This window comes from Nocardia cyriacigeorgica NBRC 100375 (genome assembly GCF_000308555.1).
GTDB classification, from domain to species: domain Bacteria; phylum Actinomycetota; class Actinomycetes; order Mycobacteriales; family Mycobacteriaceae; genus Nocardia; species Nocardia cyriacigeorgica.
The window spans coordinates 25,101-45,986 of sequence record NZ_BAFY01000029.1 but is presented as its reverse complement, the minus strand read 5'-3'; the positions used below and the strand labels follow the sequence as shown (position 1 = coordinate 45,986).

The 20,886-nt window shown below is 69.0% G+C and carries 19 protein-coding genes and 1 pseudogene; 8 read left to right on the top strand and 12 right to left on the bottom strand.

Annotated features, from left to right (window positions below; all coding sequences use genetic code 11):
• The 5 genes from RJ05_RS02265 to RJ05_RS02245 all read right to left on the bottom strand — a co-directional run bounded on the left by RJ05_RS02265 (nt 1) and on the right by RJ05_RS02245 (nt 5,882).
• Complete coding sequence (locus RJ05_RS02265) at nt 1-426, bottom strand: MaoC family dehydratase (protein ID WP_036532533.1); 426 nt, start codon at nt 424-426, stop codon at nt 1-3.
• Nucleotides 423-1,370, bottom strand: coding sequence for a bifunctional MaoC family dehydratase N-terminal/OB-fold nucleic acid binding domain-containing protein (locus RJ05_RS02260; RefSeq protein ID WP_036532530.1), 948 nt, complete (start codon nt 1,368-1,370; stop codon nt 423-425). Before RJ05_RS02260 ends, RJ05_RS02265 begins: the two co-directional genes overlap by 4 nt.
• Nucleotides 1,371-1,397: 27 nt before the next feature.
• Nucleotides 1,398-2,561 carry an acyl-CoA dehydrogenase family protein gene (locus RJ05_RS02255; RefSeq protein ID WP_036532528.1) on the bottom strand — a complete coding sequence of 388 codons (1,164 nt, stop codon included), beginning with the start codon at nt 2,559-2,561 and terminating at the stop codon, nt 1,398-1,400.
• Nucleotides 2,546-3,607, bottom strand: a complete 1,062-nt coding sequence (locus RJ05_RS02250) for an acyl-CoA dehydrogenase family protein (protein ID WP_036532526.1) — start codon at nt 3,605-3,607, stop codon at nt 2,546-2,548. Before RJ05_RS02250 ends, RJ05_RS02255 begins: the two co-directional genes overlap by 16 nt.
• 61 nt (nt 3,608-3,668) lie before the next feature.
• The gene (locus RJ05_RS02245; RefSeq protein WP_249040500.1) at nt 3,669-5,882 is read right to left on the bottom strand and encodes an acyl-CoA dehydrogenase family protein; all 2,214 of its coding nucleotides are present in this window, start codon (nt 5,880-5,882) and stop codon (nt 3,669-3,671) included.
• A gap of 247 nt (nt 5,883-6,129) precedes the next feature.
• Between RJ05_RS02245 and kstR the strand changes: the two genes are divergently transcribed.
• The 5 genes and pseudogenes from kstR to RJ05_RS02220 all read left to right on the top strand — a co-directional run bounded on the left by kstR (nt 6,130) and on the right by RJ05_RS02220 (nt 12,580).
• The gene (kstR, locus tag RJ05_RS02240; protein WP_036532521.1) at nt 6,130-6,786 is read left to right on the top strand and encodes a cholesterol catabolism transcriptional regulator KstR; all 657 of its coding nucleotides are present in this window, start codon (nt 6,130-6,132) and stop codon (nt 6,784-6,786) included.
• Between the two features lie 107 nt (nt 6,787-6,893).
• On the top strand, nt 6,894-9,467 hold the full coding sequence (gene otsB, locus RJ05_RS02235) for a trehalose-phosphatase (protein WP_036532519.1): 2,574 nt from the start codon (nt 6,894-6,896) through the stop codon (nt 9,465-9,467).
• Between the two features lie 163 nt (nt 9,468-9,630).
• Nucleotides 9,631-10,524 (top strand): metal ABC transporter solute-binding protein, Zn/Mn family, encoded by an 894-nt coding sequence (locus tag RJ05_RS02230; protein WP_036532517.1) that lies wholly within the window; start codon nt 9,631-9,633, stop codon nt 10,522-10,524.
• A gap of 5 nt (nt 10,525-10,529) precedes the next feature.
• Nucleotides 10,530-11,495: pseudogene (locus RJ05_RS02225) on the top strand (metal ABC transporter ATP-binding protein); the annotation flags it as partial.
• A gap of 206 nt (nt 11,496-11,701) precedes the next feature.
• Nucleotides 11,702-12,580 carry a metal ABC transporter permease gene (locus tag RJ05_RS02220; RefSeq protein ID WP_036532514.1) on the top strand — a complete coding sequence of 293 codons (879 nt, stop codon included), beginning with the start codon at nt 11,702-11,704 and terminating at the stop codon, nt 12,578-12,580.
• Between the two features lie 80 nt (nt 12,581-12,660).
• Here the strand turns inward: RJ05_RS02220 and RJ05_RS02215 are convergent, their stop codons facing one another.
• Nucleotides 12,661-13,326, bottom strand: a complete 666-nt coding sequence (locus tag RJ05_RS02215; protein WP_036532511.1) for a nitroreductase family protein — start codon at nt 13,324-13,326, stop codon at nt 12,661-12,663.
• Between the two features lie 68 nt (nt 13,327-13,394).
• Between RJ05_RS02215 and RJ05_RS02210 the strand changes: the two genes are divergently transcribed.
• From RJ05_RS02210 to RJ05_RS02200, 3 genes are all read left to right on the top strand, one after another.
• Nucleotides 13,395-13,802, top strand: coding sequence for a winged helix-turn-helix transcriptional regulator (locus RJ05_RS02210; RefSeq protein WP_051016112.1), 408 nt, complete (start codon nt 13,395-13,397; stop codon nt 13,800-13,802).
• 131 nt (nt 13,803-13,933) lie between these two features.
• Complete coding sequence (locus RJ05_RS02205) at nt 13,934-15,106, top strand: acyl-CoA dehydrogenase family protein (protein WP_036532507.1); 1,173 nt, start codon at nt 13,934-13,936, stop codon at nt 15,104-15,106.
• A 52-nt stretch (nt 15,107-15,158) separates the two neighbouring features.
• Nucleotides 15,159-15,968, top strand: coding sequence for an enoyl-CoA hydratase/isomerase family protein (locus tag RJ05_RS02200; RefSeq protein ID WP_036532505.1), 810 nt, complete (start codon nt 15,159-15,161; stop codon nt 15,966-15,968).
• A gap of 13 nt (nt 15,969-15,981) precedes the next feature.
• Here the strand turns inward: RJ05_RS02200 and RJ05_RS02195 are convergent, their stop codons facing one another.
• From RJ05_RS02195 to carD, 6 genes are all read right to left on the bottom strand, one after another.
• A complete protein-coding gene (locus RJ05_RS02195; RefSeq protein ID WP_036532503.1) occupies nt 15,982-16,260 on the bottom strand; it encodes a DUF4190 domain-containing protein in 279 nt (92 codons plus the stop codon).
• 80 nt (nt 16,261-16,340) lie between these two features.
• Entirely contained in the window at nt 16,341-17,312 is a 972-nt protein-coding gene (gene rlmB, locus RJ05_RS02190) for a 23S rRNA (guanosine(2251)-2'-O)-methyltransferase RlmB (protein WP_036532501.1), read from the bottom strand.
• A complete protein-coding gene (gene cysS / locus RJ05_RS02185; RefSeq protein ID WP_036532499.1) occupies nt 17,312-18,718 on the bottom strand; it encodes a cysteine--tRNA ligase in 1,407 nt (468 codons plus the stop codon). The genes rlmB and cysS overlap by 1 nt, the downstream gene beginning before the upstream one ends.
• Nucleotides 18,719-18,816: 98 nt before the next feature.
• Complete coding sequence (gene ispF / locus RJ05_RS02180; RefSeq protein WP_036532498.1) at nt 18,817-19,281, bottom strand: 2-C-methyl-D-erythritol 2,4-cyclodiphosphate synthase; 465 nt, start codon at nt 19,279-19,281, stop codon at nt 18,817-18,819.
• 2 nt (nt 19,282-19,283) lie between these two features.
• Nucleotides 19,284-19,985 (bottom strand): 2-C-methyl-D-erythritol 4-phosphate cytidylyltransferase, encoded by a 702-nt coding sequence (gene ispD / locus RJ05_RS02175; protein ID WP_036532497.1) that lies wholly within the window; start codon nt 19,983-19,985, stop codon nt 19,284-19,286.
• A gap of 2 nt (nt 19,986-19,987) precedes the next feature.
• Nucleotides 19,988-20,476: an RNA polymerase-binding transcription factor CarD gene (carD, locus tag RJ05_RS02170; protein ID WP_011206964.1), complete on the bottom strand. Its 489-nt coding sequence runs from the start codon at nt 20,474-20,476 to the stop codon at nt 19,988-19,990.
• Between the last annotated feature and the right edge of the window lie 410 nt (nt 20,477-20,886).

The following is a 20,886-nucleotide window of genomic DNA, read 5'->3' as shown; positions in this document are numbered from 1 at the left end:
TCAGGCACCTGCTTCCGAAGAACGAATGGCGATCACGGCGGTGGCGACGATGTGGTCGCCCAAGCTGTCGCGACCGGTGACGGAGATATGGATGTCGTCGCCCTCGATGGCGGTGACCTTCCCGGTGAGGGTGAGGGTGTCGCCGGCATACAGCGGCACTCCGAGACGCAGCGCGATCTTCTTGACGATCGTGCGCGGTCCCGACCAATCGGTGACGAAGCGCTGCACCAGACCGGTATCGGTGAGGATGTTGACGAAGATGTCCTTGGAGCCGCGCTCGACCGCCTTGTCGCGATCGTGGTGCACATCCTGGAAATCCCTGGTGGCCAGTGCGGAACTGATGACGAAGGTGGGATCGGCGTGGATCACCAGCTCCGGCAGTTCGGTTCCGACCGCGATGGTGGCCGGTTCGATGGTGGCGGTCACGCGATCACCTTCCAGAACGGCAGTGCCGTCTCGTCGTCGAGCTTCTCGAAGTCCACCTGCACCGGCAGGCCGACCTCGACCTTGTCGGGTTCGATGCCCCGCAGTTCGCCGAGCATGCGCACCCCTTCCTCCAGTTCGACCAGCGCCACCACGAACGGCAGCTGACGTCCCGGCACCTTCGGGGCGTGATGCACGACGTAGCTGAACACCGTGCCGCGCCCGGACGCGACCTGATAGTCGACCGGCTCGGATTTGTCCTGCCAGATCGCGGGCACCGGCGGATGGCGCAGCGTGCCGTCGGGCATGCGCTGGATGCGCAGCTCACCGGCACGCGTGCCGGCCCAGAAGAATTCGGTGTCGCGCGAGACCAGCGGACGCACCCGCGCCGACAGATCCGGCTCGGGTTCGGCGGCCGGCTTCTCGCTGCCCGGCGCGAATTTCAGCATCCGGAACAGCATTTCGGTGACCAGCTCGTCGCCGACGTACCAGCGGGTGGCGAAGGTGATGAACCAGCCCTCCCCCAGCCCGGTGCGCTTGGGTCCGGTGATGTCGGTGAGCGCGCTGGTGACGGTGACCTGCTCGCCCGGCACCAGGTACCGGTGATAGGTCTGCTCACAGTTGGTGCCGACGACGGAGGTGTAGCCGGCCTCGTCGAGCAGCGCCATGGTGGCGTTCATCGGGTCGTCCGGGGACCGCTGGCCGTGCAGGCCCGGCATGGTCCACACCTGCGCCATGGCCGGCGGGGCGACGATGCCGGCGAATCCGGCGGCGCGGGCGGCGTCCTCGTCGACGTAGACGGGGTTCTGGTCGCCGATCGCCTCCAGCCAGTTGTTGATCATCGGCTGGTTGACCGGGTCGCGGCCCGCGCGATGCGAGGATTCGCCCGCGGCGATGATCTGCTCACCGGCCGCGATGATCGCTTCCGGAGTGAGTGTTTCCGGCACGCGCTGCTCCTTCGTTGGTTGATGCTGCTATCTGGGCACGCGCGGCAAGCGCAGGCCGGCGGTGGCGACGAGTTCACGCATGACCTCGTTGACGCCGCCGCCGAAGGTGACGACCAGGTTCTGTTTGGTGCGCCGATCCAGCCAGGTCAGCAGTTCGGCGGTGGCCGGATCGGCCGGATCGCCGTAGCGGCCGACGATCTCCTCCACCAGCCGGCCCGCCTCTTGCAGCGATTCGGTGGAGTAGACCTTGGTCGCCGAGGCGTCGGCGATCACCTGCGATTCGTCGCCGCTGCCGTGGGTGGCGGCGACCTGCCAGTTCAGCAGTTCGTTCAACCGCACCATGGCGTGGATGCGGCCGAGCGAGCGGCAGACGTCGGGTTCGTCGAGCAGCCCGCGCGGGCGGGCCCAGGTGACGACCTTGTCGTAGAGCTGCTCGATCTTGCCGGACGGCCCGAGGCTGACCCGCTCGTGGTTGAGCTGGGTGGTGATCAGCTTCCAGCCCCGGTTCTCCTCGCCGACCAGCATGTTCGCCGGGACGCGCACGTTGTCGAAATAGGTGGCGTTGGTGTGGTGGGCACCGTCGCAGGTGATGATCGGTGTCCAGGAGTACCCGGGGTCCTTGGTGTCGGCGATCAGGATGGTGATGCCGCGGTGCCGCGATTCCACCGAACCGGTGCGGCAGGCCAGCCAGACGTAATCGGCCTCGTGCGCGCCGGTGGTGAAGATCTTCTGCCCGTTGACAATCCAGTCACCGGATTCGTCGCGCACCGCGCTGGTGCGCAGAGCGGCCAGGTCGGTGCCCGCCTCCGGTTCGGAGTAGCCGATGGCGAAATGGATATCGCCGGACAGGATGCCGGGCAGGAACTTCTGCTTCTGCTCCTCGGTGCCGAACTGTTGCAGCGTCGGGCCCACGGTGAGCAGGGTGACCAGCGGCAACGGCACGTCGGCGCGGACGGCCTCGTTGAAGAAGATCTGCTGCTCGACCGGGCCGAAACCCTGCCCGCCGTACTCCTTGGGCCAGCCGACACCCAGCCAGCCGTCGCGCCCCATCCGGCGCACCACCTCGCGGTAGGCGTCGCCGTGCCGGTTCACCGCCATGGCGGCTTCTTCTTCGGGCGTGACGAGATCGGCGAAGTAGGAACGTAATTCGTCACGCAGCTTGCGCTGCTCGTTGGTCAGATCGATGAACATCTGGCCCCCAATCGGTCGAGGCGCAGCGACTCGCCGCCCAGCCAGCGGGCGAGATCTTTGGCCTGGGAGTAGTAGCGGTGCATCGAATGCGTCACGTCGACGCCGATGCCACCGTGCAGGTGATGACACTTCTGCATGGCGCGCGGCAGTTCCGCGGCCACGGTGTAGGCGAGCACGTCCAGGTCGTCGTCGATCCTGGTCTGGTGATCGGGGCTCGAATCGTCCTGGGCCAGCGCCCAGTTCGCGGACAGGGCGGCAGCGTGCAGGGTGCGCGAGATCACGTACAGGTCCGCGATCTGCTGGGCCACCGCCTGGAATTCGGCCAGCGGCCTGCCGAACTGATGACGGGTGCGCACATGCTCGGCGGTGAGCTTCAACGCGCCCTCGAGCAGGCCGTCGGCGACGGCGCCGATCGAGGCCAGTGCGCAGCGGTGCAGCGCGGCGACCGCATCGGGCAGTAGCCAGTCGGCCGGGATCTCGACCGAATCGAAATGCAGCGTGTACTCCGGCATCGCTCCCGAAACCGGCGAGGCGGTGCGGGTGATGCCGGTTGCGGCAGCGTCGACCACGGCGACGCCGGCTTCGGTGGGCACCAGGATCCAGCGGGCCTGCTCGGCGTAGGGCACCGCCACCTTGTGGCCGGTGATGCGCACCTTGTCGCCCTCGGCGACGGCCTTGGTGGCCGGTTTGGTGGTGAACGGCGCACCGGGCTCGTGCAGGGCGGCGGTCAGCACGGCGCCCGCGGCAATCGCGGGAAAGACTTTCTCGGCCACCGTATCCGGCGCGCCGAGCAGGGGCAGCACGCCGAAGCCGAACGTCGGCAGCGCCGGGATGGCGACCGCGTCGATGGCCAGTTCGGTGAGCAGCACCGAGACCGCGGCCACGCCCATCTCGTCACCGCCGAAGCGTTCCGGCAGCGCCACCGCGGGCAACCCGGTATCCACGAACGGCTGCCACAGTTCGGCCTCGCGGGCCGATTCCCGCTCCAGCAATCTCACGACGACCTCGGCCACGGCGTCCTGGGCCTCGTCTCTGGTGAAGTCCACGCTTATCTCCAGTCGTTCATACTCGAAGCCCAAGGCCACGTGTGCTGTTCGCGCATCCGCACTACCCCGCGTCCCGTGGCAACCCGAGGATCCGCTCACCGGCAAGGGTCAGCAGGATCTGCTCGGTGCCACCCGCGATCGAGAGGCAGCGGGTGAGCAGGAACTCCTTGGTCGCCTCGGTCTCCAGCGCACCCGCCGTGCCCGTCACCTCGACAGCGAATTCGGCGACCTCCTGCCGATGCCGCACGCCGACGAGCTTGCGCACGCTGCTCTGCGGGCCCGCGTCGGCGCCGGCCAGGATCCGGGCAGCGCCGCGCTGCTCCAGCAGCAGACCGGCGGTCGCGTCGGCGACGAACCGGCCGAGACGGTCGCTGATCAGCTCGGCGCCCGGTCCGGTCGCTGGCAGTTTGTCGACCAATTCCTCCAGCACCTGGCCGATGCCCTTGCCGCCCATGGCGATCCGCTCGGCGGACAGGGTGGAGCGGGAGATCTTCCAGCCGTTGCCGAGCGCGCCGACCACGCAGTCGTCGGGCACGAAGACGTCATCGAGGAAGACTTCGCTGAACCGCGCCTCGCCGGTGATCTGCACCAGCGGACGGATTTCGATGCCCGCGCTGCGCATGTCGACCAGGAAGTAGCTGATGCCCTTGTGCTTGGGCGCCTCCGGATCGGTGCGGGCCAGGCAGATTCCCCAGTTGGCGGCGTCGGCCAGCGAGGTCCACACCTTCTGCCCGCGCAGCATCCAGCCGCCGTCGACCTTCGTGGCAGTGGTGCGCAGCGCGGCCAGATCGGAACCGGCGCCCGGCTCGCTGAACAGCTGGCACCAGATGACCTCTTCGTGCAGCGTCGGCCAGACGAACCGTTCGATCTGCTCCGGGGTGCCGTGTTGCAGCAGGGTCGGCACCGCCCAGCCGCCGATGGCCAGGTCGGGCACCTCGAGCCCGGCGCGGGCGAGTTCCTCGGAGATCAGCAGACCCGACATCGGGTCGGCGCCGCGGCCGTAGGGCTTGGGCCAGTGCGGCATGACCAGACCGGCCTCGACCAGCGCCTTACGTTGTTGATCGACGGGCAGTGCGGCGATCTTCGCGACCTCGGCGGCCAATCCGGTCGCGGCCTCGCCGACCTCGAGCGACACCGCGGCGGCATTGCCGACCGCGGCCGCCACACCCACGGCGGCGCCGACACCTTCACCGGACGATCCGGCGTCGCCGGCGGCCTCGGCCAGGATCCGGTCAGCGCCGGTGGTGCGCCGCGCACCCGCCCTGGTCAGTTCGGTCACGCGGGCGCGCCAGTAGCCGCCACCGCCGAGCAGCTGCCGCAGCGCGACCGCGCGGCGCAGATAGAAGTGCGCGTCGTGCTCCCAGGTGAAGCCGATGCCGCCGAGGACCTGGATGCAGTCCTTGGCGGTGTCGACCGCGGCGTCGAGCGAGACGGCGGCGGCAATCGCGGTCGCGATCGGGAGTTCGGCGGCCGATCCGGCACGGGCGTCGTCTGCTGCCGCGGCCGCGTCGGCGGCGACCGCGCGGATCAGCTCGGTTCGGCACAGCATCCAGGCGCAGATGTGCTTGACGGCCTGGAAACTGCCGATCGGCTTGCCGAATTGCTCACGCACCTTGGCGTATTCGACCGCGGTCCGCAGGCACCACCCGGCCACACCGGCCAGCTCGGCGGTGGCCAGCAGCACGATCAGGTCTTCGACGGAGAAAGCGGGGGCGAACACGTCCGCGGCGGGCACCGGCACGTCGGCGCAGCGCACCCGGGCCAGCGGGGTGCTCGGGTCCAGCGGTTCCAGCGGCTCGATGGTCAGGCCCGCAGCGTCAGCGGGAATCAGACACCAGCGCGAACCGTCGGCGACCCGCACCGGCAGCAGCACCGACGTACCGGACGCGGCGCCGAGCACCGTCTCCCACACGCCGTTGAGCACCAGCTCACCGGCTTCGCCCTGCCGCGGGCGATCCACAGCCGATAAGCTGCTCGCCGACTCGACAACGGTGTCGAGCGCGACTCCGCACGGCTGCTGTTCGTCCAGTCGCCCGCCGGTCACCACACCGGCCAACGCGGTGGTGAGCACCGGCCCGCCCACCAGATCGTGCGCGGCCTGCTCCACCAGCACGGCGAGATCGGTGATCGACCCACCGGCACCGCCCGCCTGCTCGTCGACCGCGACCCGGAAGATCCCGAGGTCGGTCAGCTGATCCCAGTAGGTGCGCCAGAAGCCGGTCGTTTCGTCCCGCATTGTTGCAATCGGACGTACCGCTGCAGCCCATCCGCTCATCGACTCCTGAACGGCTTTATGCTCGTCAGTGGTGGCGATGGTCACAGTACATACCGCCTTTCCGGCGTGACTCCCACACCTAGAACATGTTCTAATATCCTGGCCGGGCGGAAGTCAAGCGATGCTTTCGTCCACAGGATCGAACGCGTACGACCCACCGAGCGAGCGGGTCCGGCGCGAGTGACGCCCCGCGAATCCACGCGGGCCTCGCACTCCGCGGCGACCCGACACGAAAGGACCAGCACCGATGGCCAGCCCCTCCCGTTCGCAGCCGGCCGACTCGAACGGGGCGCCCGCAGCGGGCACCCGAGCCGCCGTGACCACGCTCAGCGAGGACGAGCTGAGTTCCACCGCGCAGCGCGAACGCCGCAAGCGCATCCTCGACGCGACGCTGGCACTGGCCTCCAAAGGCGGATACGACGCGGTGCAGATGCGCGCGGTCGCCGAACGCGCCGACGTCGCCGTCGGCACTCTCTACCGCTACTTCCCCTCCAAGGTGCACCTGCTGGTGTCGGCGCTCTCGCGCGAATTCGAGCAGATCGAGGGCAAACGCAAGCCGCTGGCCGGGCAGACCCCGCGCGAACGGATGCACCTGCTGCTCACCCAGATCACCCGGATGATGCAGCGCGACCCGCTGCTCACCGAGGCCATGACCCGCGCCTTCATGTTCGCCGACGCCTCCGCCGCCGCCGAAGTGGACCGGGTGGGCAAGGTGATGGACCGGGTCTTCGCCCGCGCCATGAACGACGGCGAGCCGACCGAACGTCAGCTCGCCATCGCCCGCGTCATCAGCGACGTGTGGCTGTCGAACCTGGTGGCCTGGCTCACCCGAAGGGCATCAGCGACCGACGTCACCGAACGGCTGGAATTGACCGTCGACCTGCTGCTGGGCAACAACTCCTGAGCACGGGGGCGGTGCACGGGCATCGCCGCATGTCGGTGATGAGAATTCAACCCAGTATTGTCATGGCCGCCCCCTGAAAAACTCCTCCGATCCATAAGGTTGGATGCGTGAGCGCACAGGATCTCCCACTGGAACTTCGTCGTGCCCTGTCGACGGTCGCGCGGGTCCCACGCCTGTTGGTCGCATCGGATTACGACGGGACGATCGCACCCATCGTGTCCGATCCGGCCAAGGCGTACCCGCACGGCGAGTCGGTGCGCGCCTTACGCGCGCTGGCCGGGCTGTCGGGCACCACGGCCGCCGTCATCTCCGGCCGGGCGCTGCGTGATCTCGCGGCGCTGTCGCGGCTGCCCGTCGAGGTGCAGCTGATCGGCAGCCACGGCTCGGAGTTCGATGTCGGCTTCGTGCACGCCATCGACAACGACGCCAAGCAGCTGCTGCAAGAACTGACCACCGCGCTGAACCAGATCGCCGCGGAGAATCCGGGCGTGACGGTCGAGACCAAGCCGGCCAGCATCGCGCTGCATGTGCGCAATGCCGGGCCGGAGATCGGGCGGCGCGCGCTGAACCAGGTCCGCCAAGGCCCGGCCTGCTGGGTCGGGGTGCAGGTCACCGAGGGCAAGGCAGTCATCGAACTGGCCGTCATCCCCACCGACAAGGGCAGTGCCCTCGACACCATCCGGCATCAGGAAGGTGCGTCGGCGGCGGTGTTCTTCGGCGACGACGTCACCGATGAGAAGGCGTTCCGGATGCTGTCCGGCCCCGACGTCGGCATCAAGGTCGGCGAGGGCGAGAGCCTGGCCAAGTACCGGGTGCCCAATACCGAGGCCGTGTCGTGCGCGCTGGCCTACCTGCTCGAGGAGCGCCGCACCTGGCTGGCCGGTGCCAGCGCGCCGCGCATCGAGCGGCTGAGCATGCTGGCCAGCCCGCGTTCGGTGGCGCTGCTGACCCCGGACGCGACCGTCACCTGGTTCTGCCATCCCGAACCCGATTCGGCGGCGGTGTTCGCCCATCTGCTCGGCGGTCCGCAGGCCGGGCATTTCAGCATCGCGCCGGAACGTCCGGGCCTGCCGCTGTCGCAGCGCTACATCGACGGCACCATGACCGTCGAAACCCGTTGGGCCAAGCTGCAAGTGGTCGACTACCTGCCGCACGACGTGGCGCCCGACCGCACCGACCTGACCCGGGTGATCACCGGCGATACTCGCGCCGTGGTGACCTTCGCGCCGCGTCCGGAGTTCGGCCAGGTGCCGGTCACCATCGAGGCCGAGCCGAACGGGCTGCGGGTGCGCGGCACCAACGACCCGACGGTGCTGCGCTCCCCCGGTGTCGAATGGACCATTCAGAGCGACGGCGTGCACAGCTCCGCGACCGCCGTCGTCGATCCGTCGCAGGGCCCGGTGATCCTGGAACTGCGCTGCGGCACACCGGATCTCGCGCCCGCCATGACGCCGGAACCCGAGCGCAGGCGGATCGCGGAGACCTACTGGTCCTCGTGGGCCGCCGGGCTCGATCTGCCGCCGCTCAAGCCGGACCTGATGAAGCGCTCCGCGCTCACGCTGCGCGGGCTGGTGCACGCGCCGTCCGGCTCCATCCTGGCCGCGGCGACCACCTCGCTGCCCGAGGACATCGGCGGCGTGCGCAACTGGGACTACCGCTACTGCTGGCTGCGCGATGCCGCGCTCACCGCGTCGGCGCTGGTGTCGCTGGGTTCGCTGGGCGAGGCCGAGGACTTCCTCGGCTGGGTGCACCGGGTGCTGGAGACGCTGCCCGGGCCCGAGCGGCTGCACCCGCTGTACACGCTCTACGGCGAGACGCTGCCGCCCGAGGCCGTCATCGATCAGCTGCCCGGCTACGCCGGATCGCGGCCGGTGCGCGTGGGCAACGCGGCGAACATGCAGGTCCAGCTGGACGTCTTCGGTCCGATCGTCGACCTGATCGCCACCCTGGCGCACGCCAGGGAAACCCAGGGCGTCGGCGATCCGCGGATGGCGCTGCCGAATCAGGACTGGGAGCTGGTGCACGCCATGGTCTCGGCGGTGCAGCGGCGCTGGCACGAGCCCGACCACGGCATCTGGGAGATCCGCGGCAACCCGCGCCACCACGTGTACTCCAAGGTCATGGGCTGGTTGACCATCGATCGCGCGCTCACCCTCGCCCAGAAGTTCGACCGCCCGATCCACCCGGAGTGGGCCGCGCTGCGCGATCAGATCGCCGACGAGGTCAAGACCAAGGGCTGGAACGAGGAAGTGCAGTCGTTCACCGCCGCCTACGACGGCACCGATCTGGACGCCGCGACCCTGCACATCGGGTTGAGCGGGCTGATCGATCCGTCCGACCCGCGGTTCGCGGCCACCGTCGTCGCCACCGAGGCGGAGCTGCGCAGCGGATCGACCGTGTACCGCTATCACCACGACGACGGCCTGCCCGGCGGCGAGGGCGGGTTCCACCTGTGCGCGGCGTGGCTGGTGGAGGCGTACCTGCTGATCGGCAAGCGCTCCGACGCCGAGGCACTGTTCGCCCAGCTGGTGGACGTGGCCGGGCCGACGGGTCTGCTCAGCGAGGAGTACGACCCGGTGGCCGAGCGTTCGCTCGGCAACCATCCGCAGGCCTACAGCCACCTCGGCCTGCTGCGGTGCGCGCAGCTGCTGAGCCAGCCGGTGAACGCACTGGTGAGCTGATCGCGGACCATGGCCCACGTCGCGGCGGCCGCCCGCCGGTCGCCGCGACGTGGGCCGTTCCACGTCCGGGGAACACAGATCACACGGATTCGGTTCGTATCCGCAGAAACGCCCTGATAAAGTAAAACGGAAACGATTTCCATTAAGCTTTCCGGGAGCCCGCGTGAAAACCAGATCTGCCACCACCTTCGCAACCGTCGCGGTGGGTCTGGCGACCGCACTGAGCCTCACCGCCTGCGGCACCGGCTCCGACGACGCCTCGGATAAGCCGTCGGTCGTCGCCTCCACCAACGTCTGGGGCAATATCGCGGCTACCGTCGCCGGGCCCGACGCCGAGGTCGAATCGATCATCACCGACCCCGCGGGCGACCCGCATTCGCACGAAACCTCGGCCATCGAGTCGGCCGCGATCACCGACGCCGATCTGGTCGTCTACAACGGCGGCGGGTACGACGAATTCATCGACAAGGCCATCGACGGCACCGGCAAACGTGCCGTCAACGCCTTCGAGTCGCGTGCCGACGATATCCGCGACGACGAGAACGAGCACGTCTGGTACGACATCGACACCGTCGCGGTAGTCGCCGACCGCATCGCCCAGGCCCTCGGCGAGATCGACCCCGACAATGCCACCGGATACACCGACCGCGCGGCCGCGTTCAAAGACAGCCTCAACGGCGTGCGCTCCTACACCACTCCCACGCGCACCGCGCACCCGGGCGCCCCGATCATGCAGACCGAGCCGCTCGCGCACTATCTGTTGCTCGACGCCGGTGCACAGGACGTGACCCCGCACGAGTACCAGGAAGCGATCGAGCAGGAAACCGATCCCGCGCCCGCCGCCGTCGCCGCCACCCGCGACCTGATCACCGGCAAGCAGGTTCGCGCCATGGTCTACAACGTGCAGACCGAGGACAACACCAGCAAGGAACTGCGCGCCCAGGCCGAGGCGGCCGGGATCCCGGTGGTCGAGGTGACCGAAACGCTGCCCGCCGGGGTCGACTACGTCACCTGGCAGACCGACAACGCACGCGCCATCGCTTCGGCACTGGACTGATTCACATGCGCGCCGAACGTCGGGTCGATGAGGCCGATCGGGTGGAGCTGGGCGAGCCGGAGCTGACCGGGTCGTCGGCTGACACCGCGGCACCGGCCGGCGGAGGCGCGCCGGCCGCCGCCGCGTCGACGACACAGCCGGCCCACACGCCCGCGATCAAGCTCGATTCGGCACGCCTGTCGTTCGGGGAGCGGACGCTGTGGCAGGGCCTCGATCTCGAAGTGGCGCCCGGTGAGTTCATCGCGATTCTTGGGCCCAACGGGTCCGGGAAGACCTCGCTGCTGAAGGTTTTGCTCGGCCAGCTCGGGTTGAGCTCGGGTAGCGCCGAGATCGCCGGCGTGCCGGCGCGCGCGGGGCATCCGGATATCGGTTACATCCCGCAGCAGAAGACCATCGACGCCGGTGTGCAGCTGCGTGGCACCGATCTGGTTGGGCTCGGAGTGGACGGGCACAGGTGGGGGCTGGGGTGGCGCACCCGTCGCGAGCGTAAGCGCAAGGTCGCCGCGGCGGTGGCCGATGTGGGCGCGCAGGCGTTCGCAGACGCGCCGTTGGAGAGCATGTCCGGTGGTGAGCAGCAGCGGCTGCGGGTGGCGCAGGCGCTGGTCGGCGATCCGCGGGTGCTGCTGTGCGACGAACCGCTGCTGAGCCTGGACCTGGCGAACCAGCGCCTGGTGTCGGAACTGATCGACCGGCGCCGCCGCACCCACGACACCGCCGTGCTGTTCGTGACCCACGAGATCAACCCGATCCTGCCGCTGGTGGACCGGGTGCTGTACCTGGTGGACGGCAAGTTCCGGATCGGCACACCGGACGAGGTGATGACCTCCGAGGTGCTGTCCGAGCTGTACCAGACCGAGGTTGATGTGCTGCGGGTGCGCGGGCGGCTGGTCGTCGTCGGGACGGGCGACACCATGGACGCTCTCGGTGCCGCCGGCGCACATTGCCACGGCGAACCGGGGACTCCGCACTCGGCGCCGCGCCCACGCAGCAAGGAGACCACGGCGGCCGGCAGTGGGCTCGCCGCCACCGGCTCCACGACCGCCGCCGGTTCCGGGGCCGATACCCCGCGCCCACTCGGCGAATCGGGTCATCCGCACTCGGCCGATGGCGACAGCGCATCCAACGCCGGACCCGGCAGCCCGGTCCGCGCGCTCGACGGTGACAGCGAGGCGCGCCGGTGAACGACAAGCTCGCCGACGTGGTGTCGAAGATGTTCGACTTCTCCACCACCGCGAACCTGCTGTCCTACGACTTCGTGCAGCAGGCGGTGATCGCCGCCGCGCTGCTGGGATTGCTGGCCGGGGTGATCGGGCCGCTGATCATCAGCAGGCAGATGTCGTTCGCGGTGCACGGCACCAGCGAGCTGTCGCTGACCGGTGCGGCGGCGGCGCTACTGGCCGGCATCGGCGTCGGGCTCGGCGCCATCGCCGGTTCGGTGGTGGCGGCGGTGCTGTTCGGTGTGCTGGGAACCAAAGCGCGCGAACGCGATTCGGTGATCGCGGTAGTGCTCTCGTTCGGCCTCGGGCTCTCGGTGCTGTTCCTGTGGCTCGGGCCCGACCGCGCCGGGTCGAAATTCTCGCTGCTCACCGGGCAGGTGGTCAGCGTCGGCAACAGCGGGCTCGGGCTGCTCGCGGTCTGCACCGCCGGGGTGCTCGCGGTGCTGGCCTTCGTCTACCGCCCGCTGCTGTTCGCCAGCTCCGACCCCGACGTCGCGGTGGCCCGCGGGGTACCGGTGCGGGCGCTGTCGATCGTGTTCGCGGTGCTGCTCGGCATCACCGCGGCCTTCGGCGTCCAGATCGTCGGCGCCCTGCTCGTGCTCGCCCTGCTGATCACCCCCGCGGCCGCCGCCGCCCAACTCACCGCGAGCCCGGCCCGCGCCACCGTCCTGACGGTGGTGTTCGCCGAAATCGCGGCCGTCGGCGGCATCCTGCTCTCCCTCGCACCCGGCGTACCGGTCTCGACCTTCGTCACCGGACTGTCGTTCCTGATCTACATCGTCTGCCGTGTGGTCGGCACCCGCCGCAGGCAAGCGGCGCGGGTCCGGTCGGCGGTCTGACCGGCGCTCGACGGCCGGGGCGCCGCGGCTGCCGTTGAAAACGCGCCGACAGAACGCCGACCTCCGCTGACAGCGTCGCGTCACCGCCGGTGGGTCACGGACGATCCATAAGATTCGTGGAACACATTGCGTTCCCGGGCCCGGCGGCCGGGATGGCGACGCTGCTCGGCCGGGTAGCCGATGGACATCAGCAGGGCGATGGCGAGGTCGTCGCGGTCTTCGATGCCGATCACCTTCTTCACCGCTGCTTCGTCCCAGCCGTTCATCGGTGACGAGGCGAGCCCCATATCCGTGGCGGCGAGCATCACGTAACTGGCCGCGATCATCGCGTCCTTGATCGCGTACTCCCGCAGCAGGCCACGCTCCTCCAGGTCGGTTTGGAAGGTTTGCGATGCCGCGGAGAACATCCTGACGAACTCGTCGTTCCACGCTCCGTTGCGGCGGGCCTGTTCGTAGACGTCACTGCGGTCCTCGCGCCAGGACTGCGGCTCGGCGACGAAGACGAGCATGAGCGGTGCTTCCTGTGGTTGTGGCTGCCCACCGGTGGCCCAGGTCAGACCCGCGCGACCCTCGTCACTGGCGATGGCGACGATGGACCGGTCCTGGAGATTCCAGCTGGTCGGGGCCTCGATGGCGAGCGCGAGGAGTGCCTCGATCGCGGTCGCGGGGATGGCGTCGGGTCGGTAGTGGCGGACGGTGCGGCGAGTGCGGATGGCTTCGGCGACAGACATGGTGTGGGTTGTCATGCCACTAACTATCGGAGAGTGACTCGCTTCTGGGAAGAAGGCACTAATTAGTGCGTTACTCTCCTCCTATGCAGACGATTGTGGAGTCCTCCGGGCTGCCGGCCGACGTCTACTCGGCGAAGTGCCCGACCCGCCAGGTGCTCGATCACATCGCCGGCAAGTGGACGGTCCTCGTCGTGGATGCCCTGCTCGAGGGCACCATGCGCTATACCGATTTGAGCCGGCGCATCGAGGGCGTCTCGCAGAAGATGCTGACGCAGACCCTGCGCAGCCTCGAGGGCGACGGGTTCATCACCCGCACCGTTTACCCCACCATCCCGCCGCGGGTCGAATACGACCTCACCGCGCTCGGACGCAGTCTGGCCGAGCCCATCACGGCGCTGCGGCAGTGGACCGAGGACCACATCAACGAGATCGAGCAGGCCCGGCGCCGAGCCACTGATCGACCCGGCGAGCCTTCTCCGTCACAGCACTAGCCATGCGCCGCCTCACCTGCGCAAATACTGCTGAACAGTCGATCGGCGAAGTTTGATGGCATGTGCCTTCAGTATGCGCGCGACGGTTTCGTATGCTCATCGAACGCACCCCCTAGCAAAGGTGACCACTGATGATCGACTTCAGCATCCCCGCCGACCTCGCCGCCGAGCGCGATCGGATCCGCCGGTTCGTCACCGAGAAGATCGTGCCGTTCGAGCGCGACCCACGGCTCACCGCACACGGACCGACCGATGAGCTGCGGCAGGAGCTGGTCGAGCTGGCGCGGGCGGAGAAGCTGCTGACCATCCAGGCGCCCGAGGCACTCGGCGGGCGCGGGCTCACCCATGTCGAGCAGGCGGTGCTGTATGAGGCGGCGGGCTGGTCCACGCTCGGCCCCATCGCGATGAACTGCGCCGCGCCCGACGAGGGCAACATGTTCCTGCTGTCCAAGATCGCGAACCCGGAGCAGACCGAGCGCTACCTGATGCCGGTGATCAACGGCCACCAGCGTTCGGTGTTCGCCATGACCGAACCCGGCGGCGCGGGTTCGGACCCCAACCAGCTGGCCACCACCGCCACCTTCGACGGCGAGAACTTCACCATCAATGGCCGCAAATGGCTGATCACCGGCGCGAACGGCGCCAAGACCTGGATCATCATGGCCCGCCTCGCCGAGAACCCGCACCTGCCCGCGGGGCCGACGCTGTTCCTCACCGACGGCGATCAGCCGGGCATCGTCATCGAACGCACCATGAACACCATGGACCGCAACTACGTCGCCGGGCACGGCGTAGTGCGGTTCGATCAGCTGACCCTGCCCAAGGACGCGCTGCTCGGTGAGTCCGGTCAGGCGCTGCGTTACGCCCAGCTGCGGCTCGCCCCGGCCCGGCTCACCCACTGCATGCGCTGGCTGGGTGCGGCCGAGCGCGCGCACAGCATCGCGGTCGAGCACGCCAAGACCAGGACCGCGTTCGGCAAGACCATCGGCGAACACCAGGGCGTGTCGTTCATGCTGGCCGACAACGAGATCGCCCTGCACCAGTGCCGGTTGACGATCTGGCACGCCTGCTGGCTGATGGATCAGGGTGAGAAGGCGCGGCACGAGAGTTCGGTGGCCAAGGCCTTCGTCTCCGAGGAACTGTTCAAGGTCACCGACCGCTGCGTGCAGGTGCTCGGCGGCATCGGCATCAGCGACGAGACCGTGGTGGAGATGATCTTCCGCGATATGCGCGCGTTCCGGCTCTACGACGGGCCGACCGAGGTGCACAAGTACGCCATCGGCCGCAAGATCCTGCGCCCGTGAGCACCTCGCCGAGCGCCCACCGGGCCGGGCGGGGTCGTCTACGATCCAAGGCATGAGTTCGGAACTGCTCGTCGATGTCTCCGCGGGCATCGCCGTCCTCACCCTGAATCGCCCCGCTCAGCAGAACGCCTTCACCCCGGCGATGATCGCCGAGCTCAGCGCGGCCCTGCAGCGCTGCGATATCGAGGACGCCATCCGCGTCGTCGTCATCACCGGCACCCCGCCCGCGTTCTGCGCGGGCGCGGATCTGTCCGACCGGGTCGGCGGGGTCACCGGCACCATCGACCCGCCGCCGTTCCGGGTACGTAAGCCGGTGATCGCCGCGGTGAACGGGCACGCCGTCGGGATCGGCCTGGCGCTGGCATTGCAATGCGATCTGCGCTACCTCGCCGACGACGCGGTATACGGGCTGAGCCAGGTGCGCCGCGGTGTGCTCGCCGACGGTTACGCGCACTGGACCCTGCCGCGGCTGGCCGGCCTCGCCAATGCCGCCGACATCCTGCTCACCGGCCGCACCTTCGACGGCGAGGAGGCCAAGGCGATGGGCCTGGCCAATGCCTGCCTGCCCGGCGGTGAGGTGCTGCCGACGGCGCTGGCGGTCGCGCACGATATCGCCAATGGCTCGGCCCCGCTGACGGCCGCGCTGTCCAAGCGGCTGCTGTGGGAGAGCATGGATATGGCGCCGTCGGTGGTCGGGCGGTTGGAGACCGAGCTGAATCAGCACGTCGCCAAGAGCATCGATGGCGGCGAGGCGATGACGGCGTTCCGGGAGCGGCGTCAGCCGGAGTGGTCCGGGTCCATCTCCGAGGAATGGCCGGCCTGGGACCACCCGGACGAACCGGAGCGTCCGAGCCTGCACTGAGCGACGATCCCCGCTAGGCGTTGCCGCCCAGCAGGATCAGCAGGAACAGCAGCGCCCAGATGATCATCATGATGGTGCCGATGACGCCGAGGATGTAGCCGACCATCACCTGCGCGCGGCCACTCAACGCACCGCCGGAATCGTTGATCTGGTCGAGCGCCTGTTTGCCCAGCGCCCAGGCCACCGGCCCGAGGACCCCACAGCACATCAGACTCGCGGCGCCGAGCACCAGCACCATGGTCGCCCGCGGGTGCTCGATCGTCTGACCGATGGGCTGATTGGGTATCACCACGAGCCGAATTGTACGGGGGTAAGGCGCCTTTGCGCGTTCTTTACCGGGTGTCGCGGCCGCGCGGCGTTTCGTGCACGGATTCAGGCTCGGCGCTGACGGGCCACTTCCGCGAGCACCACACCCGCGGCCACGGAGGCATTGAGCGACTCCACCGGCCCCGCCATCGGGATGCTCAGAATCGCGTCACAGCTCTCGCGGACCAGTCGCGACAGGCCCTTGCCCTCGGAGCCGACCACGATCACCGTCGGTGCGGTGCCGTCGAATTCGTCGAGGGTGGTGTCGCCGCCGGCGTCCAGGCCGACGATCTGATAGCCCCTGGCCGCGAAATCCTTCAGCGTGCGCGTCAGGTTCGTGGCGCGCGCGACGGGCAGCCGGGCCGCGGCACCCGCACTGGTGCGCCACGCCACCGCCGTGACGCTGGCACTACGCCGCTGCGGGATCACCACGCCCTGACCACCGAAGGCGGCGACAGAGCGGATCACCGCGCCGAGATTGCGCGGATCGGAGATGTTGTCCAGCGCGACGATCAACGCGGCCTGCCCCGAATCGCGGACCCGTTCGGCCAGGTCGTCGGGGTGCGCGTAACGGTAGGGCGGCACCTGGAGGGCAAGGCCCTGATGCAATCCGTTGGCGCTGAGCCGATCCAGGTCGGTGCGTGGAACTTCCAGAATGGAAATGCCGGTGTCGGCGGCGATCCGGACGCTCTCGGTCAGCCGCTCATCGTTCTCGGTGCCGACCGCCACGTACAGCGCGGTCGCCGGCACACCGGCGCGCAGGCATTCGACGACGGGGTTGCGCCCGAGCACCATCTCCGGGCCGTCATCGCTCTTGCGACCGGCCGTGCGAGTCTGGCGACCGCCCGAACCCGCTTGCGCCGCTTTGGCTTTCGCGGCGGCCCGCTTGGCCGCCGGGTGGTACTTGCGCGCCTCGGCCGGCGGCGTGGCGCCACGGCCCTCCAGCCCGCGCCTGCGCTTGCCGCCGGATCCGACAACCTGGCCCTTCTTGGTTCCGCCCTTGCGGACAGCGCCTCGGCGCTGCGAATTGCCTGCCATCAGTCGGCCTTTCCTGGCTGTGGGGTGACCAGCGACCATTCCGGGCCGTTGGGGGTATCGGTGACTTCGACACCCGCGGCGTGCAACCGGTCGCGCACCGCGTCGGCGGTCGCCCAGTCCTTGTCGGCACGCGCCTGCTGACGCCGTTCGAGTTCGGCGGTCACCAGCACATCGAGCGCGGCGGTCGCCGCGGAGGAATCACCGGGGGTGTACCACTGCGGATCCAGCGGATCGACCCCGAGAATGGCCAGCATGCCGCGTACCTGGCTCGCATGCTCGCGCGCGGTCTCGAGCACGCCAGCGTCGAGCGCCTTGTTGCCTTCGTGCACCATGTGGTGGATTTCGGCCAGCGCCTTCGGCACCGCGAGGTCTTCGTCGAGCGCCGCGGCGAACGCATCGGTCCACTTGCCGACCGGCACGTCACCGCCGCGTTCGACCACGCGCTGCACGAAAGCCTCGATGCGCTGATAGGTCTGCGCGGCGTCGTGCAGGGCCTTCTCGGAGTACTCGAGCATCGACCGGTAGTGCGCGCCACCGAGGTAGAACCGCAGCTCAACGGCCCGGACCTGCTTGAGCACATTCGGCACCGAGAGCGTATTGCCGAGCGATTTCGCCATCTTCTCGCCGCCGAGGGTGACCCAGCCGTTGTGCAGCCAGTACTGCGCGAAACCGTCACCGGCCGCCTTGGACTGGGCGATCTCGTTCTCGTGATGCGGGAAGACCAGATCCATTCCGCCGCAATGGATGTCGAACGACGAACCGAGGTAGAACTCGGCCATCGCCGAGCACTCCAGATGCCAGCCCGGCCGCCCGGGACCCCACGGCGAGGGCCAGGTGGGCTCGCCCGGTTTCGCGGCCTTCCACAGGGTGAAATCGCGCGGATCGCGTTTGCCCTCGCCGGCGCTCTCGCCCTGGTGCACGTCGTCGAGACGGTGCCCGGACAGCGCGCCGTACTCGGGGAAGCTGACCACATCGAAGTAGACGTTGCCCGCCGAGGCGTAGGCGTGCCCGCGGTCGATCAGCCGCTGCATGAGCTCGACCATCTGGGTGATGTGGCCGGTGGCGCGCGGTTCGGCCGAGGGCGGCAGCACACCGAGCTGCCGATACGCCTCGTCGAAGGCGCGTTCGTGGGTCGCCGCCCACTCCCACCAGGGCCTGCCCGCGGCGGCGGCCTTGTTCAAGATCTTGTCGTCGATATCGGTGACATTGCGGATGAACGCGACATCGTGGCCGTTGGCGGTGAGCCAGCGGCGCAAGACATCGAAGGCGACGCCGCTGCGCACATGTCCGATGTGCGGTTCACCTTGCACGGTGGCGCCACACAGGTACACCGAGGCATGGCCGGGGACCAGTGGCGTGAAATCACGCATGGTCCGCGTCTCGGTGTCGAATAGGCGCAGAGTCACGGCAGTCGATCCTAGCTGGTATATGGGGTTGCGCTGCGGGCGGAGTCTCGAAGTTCCGACCGGTCCCGGCCGGTCCGGCGGGCGGTCGGAGGGCTGGTCTAACGACAGTGCAGCAGAGCGGTCGCCATGGCGGCGACGCCTTCACCGCGTCCGGTGAGCCCGAGACCATCGGTGGTGGTGCCCGATACCGACACCGGGGCGCCCAGCAGATCGCCGAGGACCTGCTGCGCCTCGGCCCGGCGCGGGCCGATCTTGGGGCGGTTGCCGATCACCTGGACCGCCGCGTTGACCACGTCGTATCCGGCCTCGTCGAGGAGCCGGCGCACTTCTTTCAGCATGGCGGCGCCGGAAACGCCCGCCCATTCCGGGCGCCCGGTGCCGAAGACGGCGCCGACGTCACCGAGGCCTGCGGCCGAGAGCAGGGCGTCGCAGAGGGCGTGCGCGGCGACGTCGCCGTCGGAGTGGCCCGCGCAGCCGTCGTCGCCGTCGAAGAGCAGCCCGGCCATCCAGCACGGCCGGCCGGGTTCGATGGGATGGACATCGCTGCCGATGCCGACGCGCATGGTCATCGGACCCCCGCCGCGGGTAGCTCGGCGCCGGCCAGTACGGCCTCGGCCAGGCGCAGGTCGAGCGGGGTGGTGATCTTGAAAGCCAGTGGATCGCCCGGCACCGTGCGGACCGGATGGCCGAGGCGTTCGACCAGCCCGGCGTCGTCGGTGGCGGCGACGTCGGCGGCATACGCCGCGCGCAGCAAATCGGCCGCGAATCCCTGCGGGGTCTGGATGGCGCGCAGGCCGGATCGGTCGGGCGTTCCGGTGACGATCCCGTGCTCGTCCACCGATTTGACCGTGTCGACGACCGCTAGCGCCGGCACCACGGCCGAGTGCCCGGCGCGCAGCTCAGCGGCCACCCTGGCGATCAGATCGGGTGGGGTGAGCGCGCGGGCGGCGTCGTGGACGAGGTAGTAGGCCGCATGCGGGGCGGCCGCGATCCCGGCACGGACCGAATCGGTGCGTTCGGCCCCGCCGGCGACGACGCGAACCGGCGCGGAGGACGGCAGGAGGGCAACTGCGGTCTCTACCAGTTCGGCCGGAACCATGACAATTATCTCGTCGACGACGTTCGAGGCGAGCAGCCCATCGACGGCGGATCTGAGCATAGGTGTACCGCCGACCGCGACGAACGCCTTGGGTGTCGATTCACCCAGGCGCACGCCACGGCCGGCGGCAGGCACCAACGCGACCACGCGGCCGTCAGAGCTGTTCACGGTCAGGAAGCCGCTGCGAGAACCTCGTCGAGCAGCGTCTCGGCCTTGCCGTCATCGGTTCCCTCGGCGAGCGCCAGCTCACCGACGAGGATCTGCCGGGCCTTCGCCAGCATCCGCTTCTCGCCCGCGGACAAACCGCGGTCCTGCTCCCGACGCCACAGATCGCGGACGACCTCGGCCACCTTGTTCACATCGCCGGAGGCGAGTTTCTCCAGGTTGGCCTTGTAGCGGCGGGACCAGTTGGTCGGCTCTTCCGTATGTGGCGCACGTAGCACCTGGAAAACCCGATCGAGACCTTCCTGCCCGACGACGTCGCGGACGCCGACGTATTCCGCATTCTCTGCGGGAACCCGAACAGTCAGGTCACCCTGGGCGACCTTCAGGACCAGATACTCTTTCTGCTCACCCTTGATGGTGCGAGTCTCGATAGCTTCGATCAGCGCCGCTCCGTGGTGGGGGTAAACGACGGTGTCTCCGACCTTAAAAATCATGTGTCCCGTGCCCCTTTCGATGTTCACAGTTTAACATGCGGCTCGGTAACGGCGCGATCAACTGTGCAGGTCAGGGCCACAACGGGCCGACCTCGGGGCTTGACAGAATCAGCGGGATGTGCATTGCGTTGTGCCAGAACGAGTTACCTCCTGGCACTTCCAGCGCCGGGAAACCCAGCGGGACAGTAGCACTGCGCACAGCCGCGCGCACAACCGCGAATCGTGATCACCCCGAGACAACGCTTCCGCGCGTCGCCCGCACGAACCTACGCGCGGCCGGGCGCCCGCGTCCGCGCCTGCACGCGTGCCGGTGATCCGGACCCGACACATACTCCCCGCGCGCCCGGTACTCCCGGCCAACTACTACAGTCCCTAGTTGGAGTGAGCCCGCTCGACATGGAGGACAACCC